The organism is Microbulbifer halophilus (assembly GCF_026183675.1).
Classification (GTDB): domain Bacteria; phylum Pseudomonadota; class Gammaproteobacteria; order Pseudomonadales; family Cellvibrionaceae; genus Microbulbifer; species Microbulbifer halophilus.
In genome coordinates, this window is record NZ_JAPIVK010000021.1 from 1 (window position 1) to 12,744 (window position 12,744).

A 12,744-nucleotide genomic window follows, 5' to 3' on the forward strand; every position below is an offset into this window, starting at 1 on the left:
CGATTCACTTTAACTTTAACACGTTTGGTGAAATATCCGGGCTAGCCCGGTCGCAAAGAAGCACAGCCGAAGTATTCAGATCTGCGATTCGATCGGCAGCCAGGACAGGGCCCGGGCCAGAAATCGTTGCCAGGTGCTGGTTTTCGGTTCCTTTTCATCCACGGTGGTTCCGCCTCCGTCACCTGAGGCATACCAGCGAATCCGGTCTTTTTGCCGGAGCGCCAGGCGCCAAGCGGATTCCGGAGCCACCCAGGCCTGAAACAGCCCATGCAGTTGCCGGTTGATTGCCGGACTGTCGATCAACAGGCCTATCTCGGTATTCCGGATGGTAGAGCGGCTGTCCAGATTGATGGAACCGACAAAACCCCGGTCTTTATCCAGTACGAAGGTCTTCGCGTGCAGGCTGGCCTGGGATTCGCCCCTGAACCAGTGCTTTCGCTGTTTCTGTTGCGCCACCGGCCGCAGCTCCCACAGTTGCACACCGGCGCGCAGTAACGGTTTACGGTACCGCGAGTAGGCTCCGTGGACCGCCGCCACATCGTTGGTGGCGAGGCCGTTGGTGAGGATCTCCACCTGTACACCCCGCTCCAGCAACCCGGTGAACAGTCTTACGCCATCCTCTCCCGGGATCAGATAGGGGTTGCTGATCTGCAGTCGCCGACGGGACCGCCGGATGATCTGTTCCAACTGGTAGCCGGGGTATTCCTCGATCGGGACGCTATCGGGATCTGTCGCTTTTTGCGGGGGATCGGCGAAGAGCCTGGCGCTGCCCCATTCAAATGGAATGCGGCCGTTGGTAAGTTCTTCTGAGAAAGTGGATTTTTCCGCTGCACGGCTGAGCTCGGATCCGTGGCTGCCGGATAGATATTTACAAACGTGGGTGCGCAAATCTCCGAGCGAGTACCTGTCTCTGTCAGCGATCAGCAATTCCGGGGCCGGCACTGAGGCAGTGCTGTTCCAGTAGTCGTCGAAGATGGCGGAGGCATCGCCGACCAGCGCGCCGACGGCGAGTACATCCACATCGAGGAACTGTCCCCTGGAGCTTGAGAAATATCCGTCGGCAATATTGCGTCCACCGGTGACTGCAGCCACGCCGTCGGCAACCATCAGTTTGTTGTGCATACGATGATTGATGCGGCCCAGGTCCAATGCCTGAGCGACACCGCGTCGCATTCTACCGTGCCCCTCCACCGGGTTGAAAACCCGTACTTCTATATTGGGGTGATGATCCAGGGCCAGCAGGCGGGGATTGACGATACGGGTGCCCAGGTCGTCCACCAGCAGCCGTACACGCACGCCACGGTCGGCCGCCACCAAAAGCAGCCCGGTGATGATGCGGCCGGAGGTATCGCCACTATAGATATAGTATTGGAGATCGAGGGAAATGCTGGCCTCCCGTATCAGCATCACTCGTGTCGCGAAAGCCGAAAGTCCCTCGCTCAACAGGTGGCAGCCGGACTGGTCCGGGGCGCGATTGCGAACCTCTCGGTCGATGGCACGGGTCAGGCGGGAACCCGGGTCTGGGGGCAGGGTGTTTGATGATGGGGCGTCAGGTGCTGTCATTATTTGATGGAGGATGAGTTTTCGGTTGTCTCGGAAAGTTGGTGCCGGCGGCCCATTGGTGTCGCATCAAACCAGCGTCGGCAGGCGCGATTGAATGAGCTCTGGTCGGAGTAACCCGAGAGTCCGGCCACAACGGAAATCGGCATGTCCGGTACTGCGAGATACCTGTTCGCCTTTTCCCGCCGCACCCTGTCCATCAGCTTTTCAAATGGTTGTTGTTCTGCAGAGAGTCTCCGCTGTAGCGTTCGCGGATGCATTCCCAGCTGTGCCGCCACCAGCTTGAGCGAACAGTCCAGAGTTGGTAGCAGGCTGGCGGTCAGGGCTTCAACACGTGTTACCAGGTCGGGGATGTCGGTAATGGTATCCCGTACGAACTGCGCCGTGACTTCGTTCAACACAGGGCTTTTTCTGTCGATATCGCGCTCCAGTTGCCGGGCTTCAAATACCAGTGTGTTGGAATGGCAGCTGAGGTGAACGGGGGCGTCAAAATAGCTCCGATAGCGATCTTCAGGTAACGGGGAGTCGTACTCCAGATACACTGATGCCGGCGCAACGTCCGGCCCGCAGAGAAGCTCGATGATATTCTTCAGTACCGCCATGGCCAGTTCAGATGAGTGACGGGGCGCGGGTAGGCTGGGGGCCCAGCTGAAGTTCAGTTGTGCCATCCTGGGCGATCCGCTTTCGGACAGTCGCATGTTGATCCCGGAAGAAAACTGGTAAATACAGTCGATGATTTTCTGCACTCCGCTTCTGGCGGTACTCTGGTTGGCAGCCATTATCGCCAGGGGGCCGAGAATGGAAAGGTCCTGATATTCGGAAAGGCGCAGACCAAAGTCATCGCAATCCAGATCGTGAGCGCTGTCCTCCAGCAGGTGCATAAACCTGCGCAGGGGAATCAGACCCTCGGTGGCCGCGACATCCTGCGGATAGATCCCGTGATCCCGCAGTAGTGTTTCCGCGTCACCGTGCAGCCGGGTGACCAGGTCGCGGTAGCCGATCAGGGAGCTTGTGCTGATAAAAGCGGTCATTACTCCAATGATAGGCGAGCGATCGGCCAACGGTATGGTTTCTCGGTGGTAATACGTATAAGCGCTGATTTGCGGTGGAAAAGTCTGCCTCGATTACAGAAAATGGAAAATTTTTAACTATTTTGGAGTGCTACTGGGGGATTCCGTGGGCGGAAAATTGGTTGGGGGGCCAGCGCATCTGTATCGGTGACAGGTTGAGCCAGCGCCTCCTGTTTGCGCTGCAGCGGTACCTGCGGAAAGACATCTGAAATGTTGATTTACTTCGCGCTATGCTCCACTGGCAATATTTGTTTCAAGAGTTCGCAACGGTTAGGGAGCCAATATGGCCCAGGGATCCAGGAAGGCGGTAATTTCCGCCATCCTCGTCAATGCAATCATTACGGTATTGAAGGCGCTGGCGGCACTGGCAACGCATTCGGCTGCGATGACGAACGAGGCTGTACACAGCCTGATGGATACCCTGAACCAGGTATTCCTGCTGATCGGCCTCCGTCGCGGCGGGCAACCGGTGGACCAGACTTATGCGTTTGGCCACGGCCAGAAGAAGTATCTCTGGAATCTGTGGAGTGCCATCGGGTTGTTCTCCATTGGTTGCGGCCTCGGCCTGGCTCACGCCTGGCACGCGTACCACCAGTTGCACACGGTCGAGCGACCGGTATCGCTTTCCATCCTGGGGCTGGATATCGCGTCCATCTGGATTTCGGCAGTGGTGCTGGCGATTGCACTGGTACTGGAGGGTTATGTGCTGTTGGTAGCGGGAAAGGAGTTTTTCACACGTATGCGCGGGGCCGGTGTCCGCAACCCGTTTCGCTACCTGCGCGAATCCGACGACCCCACACTGCTGGCGGTACTGCTGGAGGACTCCATCGCGGTGACTGGCGTGATACTGGCGGCGACGGGCATCACCATGACCCAGATCACCGGCAACAGGCTGTGGGATATCGGCTTTTCGGTCATTATTGCCGCGATGCTGGGTGTGGCGGCGATTTTTCTCGGCATGATCAATATGCGTTTCCTGACCAGTATCCGCGACCGGGTTGCCGAGCGCGCTTTCGCCAGTATCTGCAATGCCCACCCGGAGATAGAGCAGTTTCACGATCTTCGTTCCATCATCGTCGACGAGACCCACACGGTGATTGTGGCGGAGGTAGAGCTGCGTGAAGAGCGGCTGATTGGCGATATGCGCGCACGGATCGATGCCCACGAGCGGGCCCTGCTGGATCGGGTGCCGGAGGGCCGCCGCACGGACAAGGTGCGCGAATACGCCGGGACCCGCGCCGTGATCCAGGCGACGCTGGAGCGCACCGAGCGGGTGATCGACGAATTGGAGGCGGAGTTGAAGGCGCGCTGCCCGCAGGTATTTCACCTGACGGTGGAAGTGGAGGGCATTGCCTCCGAATCGAGTCTCGACCGACCGGAAACCCTGTAGTTGTTCGGCGCCTATAAAGAGAGAAATTGAAGAAGCACACACGAACAACCAGAAAGGCGGTGGGATTGCCGCTGGGGTAACAGCCTGTAGCGGCGCGGCAGTGGTAGCATCGATCCGTGATAATTGACGGAGCGCCGTGTGAGCCACAGGGGATTACCGCCGATACGCTCGCTTGTTGCGCCGCTGGCGCTGACCGCGATGGTCCTGCTGGCGGCGCTTTTTTCTGTTGTCGAGGCTCCCGAATACAACCGCGGCGAAACGGGGACAATCCATCTCCCCGAATGGCGAGGCCCCGCCAACCCGCCACTGTGGCCGGCGCTGGATCAGTTGATCGAGCGCGCTCCCGTGGCCGACAGTGGCGCGCTGCTGGTCGACGATCGCACTCTGGCGGCGCTGGATATTGGCAGCCGCGGAGTGAGGCAACCGTTGACCATGGCGGAGCGCCGGCGCGCCCGCTTTCTGCTGCGGCGGGGGCTGGGTGATTCGGCCGGTAGTGAACTGGCGCAACTGTGGCTTCGCTATCTGGGTTATCGCGTCGCCGTGGCGGAATTGACCGGCGCCGCGGATCTGTCGGCGCGGCAGGAGCTGCAGCGCCGCTATTTCGGCAGCGATATCGCCGCGTCGCTGTTCCGCGGTGACAACGCCATGCGGCAGGCCCTGCTGTCCGAAGAGGGCAGGCGATGACTGTCGGCCGGTTCACGGGGTTGGTACTGGCTGCGGTTTCCGGCCTGCTGCTGGCGCTGCCCTATAACGAGGCTTCGCTTTTCCTGTTGAGCTGGGTCGGATTCGTGCCGCTGCTGCTGGCGGCGCGCGGCGCCTCGCCGGCGCACTGTTACTTTCTCGGGCTGGTCTGCGGCCTGGCGCTCTATGGCACCGGCGCCGGGTGGATAGTGACCTTTATCCGGGAACTGTGGTCGCCGGGCCTGCCCGCCACCATCGCTCTATCTCTGGTGTTCTGGCTTTACAGCGCGCAATTGCCGGCGCTGTTACTCTTCTGTTTCCGCTGGTTGCAGCGGCGCAGTGGCTGGTCGGAATTGCTGCTGTTTCCGCCGCTGGCTGCCATTTTTTTCGCCCACTTCCCGATGCTGTTCCAGGCGCAACTGGGGGAGAGCCAGAGTGCCTTCCTGGTCGCCTTACAGGGCGTATCCCTGACTGGTGTCTACGGGCTGGATCTGGTGCTGGCGCTGGTGAACCTGTTGCTGTATCGCTGGCTTGCAAGCGGGGTGGACCCGTGGCGCGATAGGATCGGTTGGTGTGCCGCGCTGCTGCCACTGGCCTGGCTGGGTTACGGCACCCTGGCGCTCAATGGCTGGGACCAGAGGATCGGGGACTGGCCGCAGAAGCGGCTGGGTTTTGTACAGGAAAACGGGCCGGCAGCGCTGGAGCGAGTGCCGCAACCGGGGCACACCAGCAGCTATCCCCGCGCCCTGGCACTGAGCCGCCCGCTGGTGCGTGCGGGCGCCGAACTGGTGGTGTGGCCGGAAGCGGGGTTCGATCGCTATTTCGACTCGCGCCGGGTGGCGGCCTCCCTGAGGCGGGCCGCCGACGACATGGACGCGGCACTGCTGCTGCAGGGGATGGCCTGGGACAATCGTCGACACTACAACAGCGCGGTGCTGCTGGATGCCGCCGGCGCGGAACGGGGTCGCTATCGCAAGAGACGGCGGGTGGCTTTCGGGGAGTATCTGCCACTGCTGGACAGTTTTCCCGGTGCTCAGCGGCGGGCGCGGCACTGGCTGGGGGATTTCTTCAGCCCGGTGTCCCCGGGCCCGGGGCCGGCCCGCTTTGCCCTCGGCGACGCGACGCTGCTGCCGCTGATCTGTTACGAGGCAATGTTTCCGCGCCTGGTGGCCGACGCTGCCCGCGGCGGCAGGGCGCGGGAGCTGTTGGTGATCCTGTCCAACAACGCCTGGTTCGGCGACAGTCGCCAGCCCTTCCAGCACCTGAATGCCTCGGTGCTGCGGGCGGTGGAAAACCGCCGACCGCTGTTGCATGCCATCAACAACGGTCCCTCGGCGGTGATACTGCCCAGCGGCCGCCGGTTGTTGCAGTCGGAGTTCGGGGAGGAAGCGGGCTATTGGCTGGATGTGCCGCTGCCGGCGGCTGTCGCCGGTGGAGAGAGCGACAGCTTTTTTACCCGCCACCCGCGGTTGCTGCTCCGCGCCCTCTACCTGCTGCTGTTGGCGGCCCTGTTCAGGGCCTTTCTGCCGCTGGAGCGGCCGCGGCCTCTTCCGGGAAATACTTTTCCCTGAGCGCGGCCTGAAGCGCGCGCTTTTCTTTTGCGGACAGATTCCGGGCTGACTGGATGCGCATGCTTTCCAGGGTGTAGCGCTGCAGTTTCTCTTCCCTGTCGAACAGGTCTGCGGCCAATTCTTTCCCCAGGTGGTCCCGTCGCAATTGGCTCAGTTGGCTGAAGCCCTGTTCCAGATCCGGCAGGTTGCCGAGGTATTCAAAGTTGCCGCGGACATCGCGGAGCGCGTTGCTGTAGTGGTAGTAGCGTTCGGCGACGGTCGCCGCCCGTTGCCCGGCGGAGCCCGGCAGGCCGGCGCGGATCAGGGCCCGGAGTTCCGATAGTTGTTCGACACTCAGGGGGCGTTCCGGGCGGACAAAGGCGGCCTCGAGTATCTCCCGGGCATCGGCGTTCAATTGAAGTTCGCCGTTGTCGTCGATATCGAGCCGGCTCAGGGCCGCGGCGATCTGCTCCAGCGAAAAGGGGGCCTGCGGCAGTGGGGATTCGGCGGTTTCCGGGGCGATGGCAGTATCGCCTTCCGACGCTGCCCGCTCCTCGGCGGTGGAAGGGGGCGGAGTGGAAGGCCGTTTGGCGGCCGCTGGCATAGGGGCGGGCGCAGACGCGGGCTCGATGGCGGGGCGATGGTCGTCGGGCGCCAGCAGCCGGATGGCGCCGGCCGCCGCCAGTAGCAACAGGATCGCCGGCAGCAGCCGGCGAAGGGGAGTGGGGAGGGTCACGATACCTCCTCAATCCGCTTGGAAGCGGCGCGCATCTGGCCGATGGTGACGCCGGTCCAGCCCTTGACCGCGCGGCGCAGGCTGGAGGCGCAGGAAAACCCGGTGAGCTGCGCCACATCCTCCACCGCCAGGCGGGACTGGCGCAGGTGGTGGCAGGCGATTTCCAGGCGCACTTCGTACAGCAGGCGCCGGAAGCTGTGGCCCTCGCGGGCCAACCGCCGGCTCAGGCTGCGGGGTGTCATCTGCAGTTGTCCGGCGATACCGTTCAGGTCCAGCGCCGGCCGGAAATAGGCGCGGATATGCCAGCGCACCCGGTCGCTGAAGGTGACCCCTGCGGGAGTTCGGGCAAGTTCGCGTTCGCATACGGAGAGAATCTGTTCGAAGGTGCGCTTGCGCAGCGGCCGGAATCGCCGGAAAACGTAGTCCGTGTGGGCGGAGATACTGGATTCGTCACTGTCGAAAGTCAGGTTGTCGCAGGGCAGGCCTTCGAAAGGGCCGGTGTCTGCCGGGGCCGGAGTGGCGAGTCGCACATGTATGGACGGATCCGTCACCGATTTGTTGCCGCACAGGTCCCAGATGCGCAGGGTAACCGCGAGACGCCATTCGCGGATAAAGTTGCGCAATTCCGGGTCTTCGTCGCTGCCGGTGGTGTAGTCGATGGGTTCCACCACGCGCTCGTCCGCATCCAGGTAGGTGTTGGGCCGGGCGGCGTGGAATGCGAAGTAGGGCTGGGCCGTTACCATATAGCGGCGGAATGCCTCGCCCGCGTGCTTGAGGCTGGGGCTGCAGTAGACCGCAAAGCCCACCGGCCCCCAGAAAGACCAGTCGAAGCGCATTCCCACCGCCAGCCCGAGGCCGGGTTGCGGCAACAGGCGGATGCCGTTGTAAAGCAGCCGCTGGAACTGGCGATAGCTGATGTACGCCCGCTGCATCTCGAACAGCGCCGGGCTCAGGCCGGTGCCCTGCAGCAGCGATGCCTGGCGGGCGCCCAGGCTGCAGAAGGCCTCCAGAAAACCCAGCGGGTGCCGGTGGAGGGGAACGATCGCGGTGTCCAGATCCATCTCAAACTCCCACGCATTATTGTTGTGTCGGGGAGGTATGAGTACCTCGCCCCGGGCCGTTTTCCCGGGGACAAGGTTAGCGCTGCGCGATCGGCTTGTCAGTGCGTCGGGGTTCACTTTCAGGATATTGGTGTTGCACTCTGATTGGTACGAAAACCGTTCGCCGGCAAGGGCGGCGAGATGACACAGAGCCGGGGAGGCTGGCCTCCCCGGTGTCCCGATTGGCGCCCCGATCAGAGCCCCTTGCGTTCCACGTCCCAACCACTCAGGTCACAGGCTTCGCAGGCGCCGGTGAAGAGTGCTGCCGCTTCGGCATCGCCTTCGAGCTGGTACAGCCACCAGGCGGTGGAGATACCGCGGAAATCGCCCAGGTCGCTCACGGGCTCAAAGTGGCCGGCGCCGTTGAGCGTGGCCCAGAAAACCGGTACATCCACGCGCCTGAAAACCGGCGCCTGGTTCAGCGTGGGTCCCGCCAGGGTATCGGTAGAGCCGGAAAGCAGCAGCATGGGGGCGGACTGCTGGTACTGCGAGGTGGTGTCGTGGCCCAGGCCCAGAATATAAGGCTGCACCGGTGCGGTGGCGGTGATGCGGCTGTCCCGGGCTGCCATGATGGTGCCGCCGCCGCCCTGGGAATGGCCGGACGCCCCCACGTTGGAGAAGTCCAGTTGGCCGGCAAAACTACTGTCCTGCAGGTAGCCCAGGCAGCCCAGCATCTCCTCGCCGGAGCCGGCGTTGGAAGTGTTGGCGGCGGCCACCACAAAGCCCCAGGAGGCCCAGTGCTCCAGGCCGCCGCCGTAGGTGGAGGGAGAGCTACCGGTGCCGTTGCCCCAGACGATCACCGGATGGTTATCATCGAGGCTGTAGGGGCGGTAGATGGTGCAGGAGAAACCGCCGGAATGGCTGGTGGTGGTGTAGGGACCTTCTTCCCCGTAGGGGGCCAGCACATCGCCGCCGGGATCGGCCCCGAGGGCATTGGCAGCGAAAAGCGTACCGGCCAGGAGGCCGGCGATTCTGGACAGCCGGGCTGTTGCTTTCAGGTTTTGCAGTTTCATTTTTTATCCTTGTCGATCGTTGGTTGACTCTCATCACCGGCAACTGCGCAAATACCGAACAGAGCGTCAAGAATTCTAGGGAAGGGGCGCGCCCCCGGACTATGACGGCAGAGCCCCGATACCCGGGTGTCTGGTCGCTCGGGTTGTCGTGGATCGCGGCGTCGGTGACACCTGGATGGTTGGCGCGCCGGAACAGTGAACCCCTTCGCAATTGCGGGGCCTTGTTATCCCGATGCGCAGCCGCTAGGCTTCCGGCCTCCGCCGGAGCGGTATGAAGAACAATACTGGATGCGCTTCGGCGGGCTATCCCAAGCGGTTTGGATAATGCGGAACCATGACTGACAAACAGAAACGCCCCCTCTATATTCCCCACGCCGGCCCCTCATTGCTGGAAATGCCACTGCTCAACAAGGGCAGCGCCTTTACTCTGAAAGAGCGCATCGAGTTCAACCTGGTCGGCCTGCTGCCCAACAATGTCGAGACCATCAGGGAGCAGGTGCGCCGCGCCTACCACCAGTACAAGCAGTGCCGCTCCGACCTGGAGCGTCACATCTATCTGCGCGCCATCCAGGACGACAACGAGACGCTGTTCTTCCGCCTGATCGAACAGCATATCGAGGAGATGCTGCCGATCATCTACACACCCACGGTGGGCGACGCCTGTGAGGAATTCTCCAATATCTACCGCAACCACCGCGGCCTGTTCGTGTCCTATCCGGACCGCGAACACATGGACGATATCCTGCGCAGCGCCACCAAGGAGAACGTCAAGGTGATCGTGGTGACCGACGGCGAGCGCATCCTCGGCCTCGGCGACCAGGGCATCGGCGGTATGGGCATTCCCATCGGCAAGCTGTCCCTCTACACCGCCTGCGGCGGTATCAGCCCGGCCTATACGCTGCCGGTCACCCTGGACGTGGGCACCAACAACCGCACACTGCTGAACGACCCCATGTATATGGGCTGGCGCCACGAGCGTATTTCCCAGGAGGAGTACGACGAGTTCGTGGCCGAATTCATCGCCGCGGTAAAACGCCGCTGGCCGAAGGTGCTGGTGCAGTTCGAGGACTTTGCCCAGACCAATGCCATGCCGCTTCTGGAGCGCTACCGCGACGAACTCTGCTGTTTCAACGACGATATCCAGGGCACCGCCTCCGTGGCCCTGGGGACCATCCTCGCCGCCAGCAAGGCGCGCGGGGAAAAGCTCTGCGAGCAGAAGGTACTGCTGGTGGGCGCCGGTTCCGCCGGTTGCGGCATCGCCGAACAGGTGGTGAAAGCGATGGTGGGCGAAGGGCTGAGCGAGGCGGAAGCCCGCGAGCGGATCTACATGTTCGACCGCTACGGCCTGGTGACGGCCGACATGAAGGGCCTGCACGACTTCCAGGCACGCCTGGCCCAGGACCCGGCAAACTTCGACGGTGTCGCCGACTGGGACCTGCTGCAACTGGTACAGAACGTAAAGCCGAGCGTCATGATCGGTGTATCCGGCCAGGGCGGCCTGTTCACACAGGAGGTTATCGAGGCCCTGCACAAAGGCTGCAAAAAGCCGCTGGTGATGCCGCTGTCCAATCCCACCTCCCGCGCCGAAGCCACGCCCCAGGAAGTACTGGCCTGGACCGGGGGCGAAGCCCTGGTGGCCACCGGCAGTCCCTTCGCGCCGGTGGAACTGGAGGGCAAGAGCCATGCCATCGCCCAGTGCAACAACGTCTACATTTTCCCCGGCGTGGGTCTCGGCGTAATCGCCGCCGGCGCCAACCGCGTCACCGACAATATGCTGATGGCCGCCTCCAATGCCCTGGCGGAAAACGCACCGGTCGTGAAACAGGGCGAGGGCGCCCTGCTGCCACCGCTGTCGGAAATCCGCAACCTGAGCAAGAACATCGCCCTGGCCGTGGGCAAGCAGGCGCAGGAAGACGGCGTGTCGCCGGTGGTGGATGAGGAAAAGCTCGAGAGGTCTATCGAGCGGAATTTCTGGACGGCGAATTATCGCAAGTATCGGCGGCGGGCGTTCTGATGTTTCGTTGAGCCGCAGGGAACAGCGAACCGGGCGAACAAAATGTTCGCCCTTACAAGGCCCCATCGGGCCAGAAGAACAACACGAACAAGCCGGCCACAAACGGCACCCCGAAAAGCAATAGCACCCGCTTGAACAACGCCAGTCCCCCGAGCATGCCCGCGACTCCCGCTTTGAAAACCATATTCGCCTGCGCCGCAATCACCATCGCCCGCCAGGCGGTACCGGTTTCGATCTGGCCGGCGCCCGCGAGGTTGGCGGTGGACAGGGTGATGGCGTCCACATCGGTAAAGCCGGAAATCAGTGCCACCACATAGATACCGCGATGGCCGAAATACTCCTTGGCGGCGGCGATGGCGAGTATTACCAGTGCGTAGAGGGCGCCGAAGATCAGTGCCGGGGTCAGCTCCGCCGGGTTGCTCTGTTCCGGCATCTCGTTTTCCTGCTGACCCACGTAGCGATAGCCGAGGGCGCAGACCACCAGGCTCACCAGCAGTAGGGCCAACAGCGGTGGTATCAGTTGTACCAGCATCTTCGGTGCCACTACCGCGATTTCCACGAACATGCGGATAAACATGCTGGTGGAGGCGATCAGGATTACCAGCGCCGCCAGTTTGGTAATGCCGGCTTCGCTTTTCGCCCGGCGCGCGTAGCTGACGGTGGTGGCGGTGGAGGAGATGAGCCCGCCGATCAGGCCGCTCAACAGGGTGCCGGCGCGTGCGCCGATCAGCTTGTAGGCGCCGTAGCCGCCGAGTCCGATGCCCACGATCAGCACCACCAGCAGCCAGATTTTGAACGGATTGAGGACATCGTAGGGGCCGAAGGTGCGGTTCGGCAGCACCGGCAGGATGATCAGGGAGATCAGCGCGAATTGCATGATGGAGCGCAGATCCCGCTCCGGCAGGCGATTGGCAAACTCGTGCATGCGGGGTTTCAGGTGCAGTAACACCGCGATGGTACCGCCCACTGCGACGGCCACCGTCATCTCGCCGAGGATCAGGTAGGCGCCCAGCAGGTACATCAGCAGGGCCGTGACTTCGGTGGTGATGCCGGTGCTCTCCTCGTCGCCGCGCAGCCGTCCCAGGTTGCCGAGCAGTATCAGCACCGTCATGCAGACAAGGCCGGCGGGGAGCATCCACACCGAGTCGTGAATCCGGGCGATATGGGCGGACAGGGCACCGAAGAGCCCGATCAGCGGAAAGGTGCGGATGCCGCCGAGCCGATCGGTGGTGCGCTCCCGCTGCAGGCCGATCAGCAGGCCCAGCCCCAGGGCGATGCTGAAAGCGACAAGGCTCTCGGAATCGATAAAGGCCTGCAGGGGATCGGGGATGGCATCCTGGCCGGGTAGGGGCTTCTTCTCTTCCGCCATGCTTTCGCTTTCTGAATGCGTATACCGTTTATTACAGTCAGTCTAGTGAAAGATGGCAGCTGGGGCGGCCCCGGGGTTAGATCGGCCCTCCCTGTAGGATGGGTAAAGGAGCGCCGCGATGTCCAACACCGGAGCCGTGGAAGCCACCGGGCCTTTCCGCCGCCCTCTCCCTGTGGGAGAGGGGAGCTATGCCGGAGCCAGCGGGGGAAGGCCGACCCGTTGAGTTTTCTTTAGCCCCATACCAGTCCCCTCTCCCTGGGG

At 62.7% G+C, this 12,744-nt stretch carries 10 protein-coding genes; 4 read left to right on the forward strand and 6 right to left on the reverse strand.

All coding sequences use genetic code 11. The features are described from left to right. Positions 1-75: 75 nt before the first annotated feature. Together OQE62_RS11980 and OQE62_RS11985 are read right to left on the reverse strand one after the other, a co-directional pair. Positions 76-1,563 (reverse strand): phospholipase D family protein, encoded by a 1,488-nt coding sequence (locus OQE62_RS11980; protein ID WP_265722277.1) that lies wholly within the window; start codon positions 1,561-1,563, stop codon positions 76-78. After that, positions 1,563-2,591 (reverse strand): AraC family transcriptional regulator, encoded by a 1,029-nt coding sequence (locus tag OQE62_RS11985; protein WP_265722278.1) that lies wholly within the window; start codon positions 2,589-2,591, stop codon positions 1,563-1,565. The genes OQE62_RS11980 and OQE62_RS11985 overlap by 1 nt, the downstream gene beginning before the upstream one ends. Positions 2,592-2,913: 322 nt before the next feature. On the opposite strand from OQE62_RS11985, the gene OQE62_RS11990 reads away from it, so the two are divergent. From OQE62_RS11990 to lnt, 3 genes are all read left to right on the forward strand, one after another. Further along, positions 2,914-4,020, forward strand: coding sequence for a cation diffusion facilitator family transporter (locus OQE62_RS11990; protein WP_265722279.1), 1,107 nt, complete (start codon positions 2,914-2,916; stop codon positions 4,018-4,020). Positions 4,021-4,158: 138 nt separating this feature from the next. Next, entirely contained in the window at positions 4,159-4,704 is a 546-nt protein-coding gene (locus OQE62_RS11995; protein WP_265722280.1) for a hypothetical protein, read from the forward strand. After that, the gene (gene lnt, locus OQE62_RS12000; RefSeq protein ID WP_265722281.1) at positions 4,701-6,272 is read left to right on the forward strand and encodes an apolipoprotein N-acyltransferase; all 1,572 of its coding nucleotides are present in this window, start codon (positions 4,701-4,703) and stop codon (positions 6,270-6,272) included. Before OQE62_RS11995 ends, lnt begins: the two co-directional genes overlap by 4 nt. On the opposite strand, the gene OQE62_RS12005 is transcribed toward lnt, so the two are convergent. From OQE62_RS12005 to OQE62_RS12015, 3 genes are all read right to left on the reverse strand, one after another. Further along, entirely contained in the window at positions 6,214-6,987 is a 774-nt protein-coding gene (locus tag OQE62_RS12005) for a lipase secretion chaperone (protein WP_265722282.1), read from the reverse strand. The two genes, lnt and OQE62_RS12005, sit on opposite strands and share 59 nt — an antisense overlap. Next, positions 6,984-8,048, reverse strand: a complete 1,065-nt coding sequence (locus OQE62_RS12010) for an AraC family transcriptional regulator (RefSeq protein WP_265722283.1) — start codon at positions 8,046-8,048, stop codon at positions 6,984-6,986. The genes OQE62_RS12005 and OQE62_RS12010 overlap by 4 nt, the downstream gene beginning before the upstream one ends. A gap of 233 nt (positions 8,049-8,281) precedes the next feature. Next, on the reverse strand, positions 8,282-9,100 hold the full coding sequence (locus tag OQE62_RS12015) for a poly(ethylene terephthalate) hydrolase family protein (protein ID WP_265722284.1): 819 nt from the start codon (positions 9,098-9,100) through the stop codon (positions 8,282-8,284). Between the two features lie 334 nt (positions 9,101-9,434). Between OQE62_RS12015 and OQE62_RS12020 the strand changes: the two genes are divergently transcribed. Further along, entirely contained in the window at positions 9,435-11,114 is a 1,680-nt protein-coding gene (locus OQE62_RS12020; RefSeq protein WP_265722285.1) for an NAD-dependent malic enzyme, read from the forward strand. 52 nt (positions 11,115-11,166) lie between these two features. Here the strand turns inward: OQE62_RS12020 and OQE62_RS12025 are convergent, their stop codons facing one another. Then, positions 11,167-12,483, reverse strand: coding sequence for an MgtC/SapB family protein (locus OQE62_RS12025; RefSeq protein WP_265722286.1), 1,317 nt, complete (start codon positions 12,481-12,483; stop codon positions 11,167-11,169). Between the last annotated feature and the right edge of the window lie 261 nt (positions 12,484-12,744).

Coding starts and splice junctions, on each gene's coding strand:
- OQE62_RS11980 (WP_265722277.1), bottom strand. CDS start 1,563: ATGACAGCACCTGACGCCCCATCATCAAACACCCTGCCCCCAGACCCG.
- OQE62_RS11985 (WP_265722278.1), bottom strand. CDS start 2,591: ATGACCGCTTTTATCAGCACAAGCTCCCTGATCGGCTACCGCGACCTG.
- OQE62_RS11990 (WP_265722279.1), top strand. CDS start 2,914: ATGGCCCAGGGATCCAGGAAGGCGGTAATTTCCGCCATCCTCGTCAAT.
- lnt (WP_265722281.1), top strand. CDS start 4,701: ATGACTGTCGGCCGGTTCACGGGGTTGGTACTGGCTGCGGTTTCCGGC.
- OQE62_RS12010 (WP_265722283.1), bottom strand. CDS start 8,048: ATGGATCTGGACACCGCGATCGTTCCCCTCCACCGGCACCCGCTGGGT.
- OQE62_RS12015 (WP_265722284.1), bottom strand. CDS start 9,100: ATGAAACTGCAAAACCTGAAAGCAACAGCCCGGCTGTCCAGAATCGCC.
- OQE62_RS12020 (WP_265722285.1), top strand. CDS start 9,435: ATGACTGACAAACAGAAACGCCCCCTCTATATTCCCCACGCCGGCCCC.
- OQE62_RS12025 (WP_265722286.1), bottom strand. CDS start 12,483: ATGGCGGAAGAGAAGAAGCCCCTACCCGGCCAGGATGCCATCCCCGAT.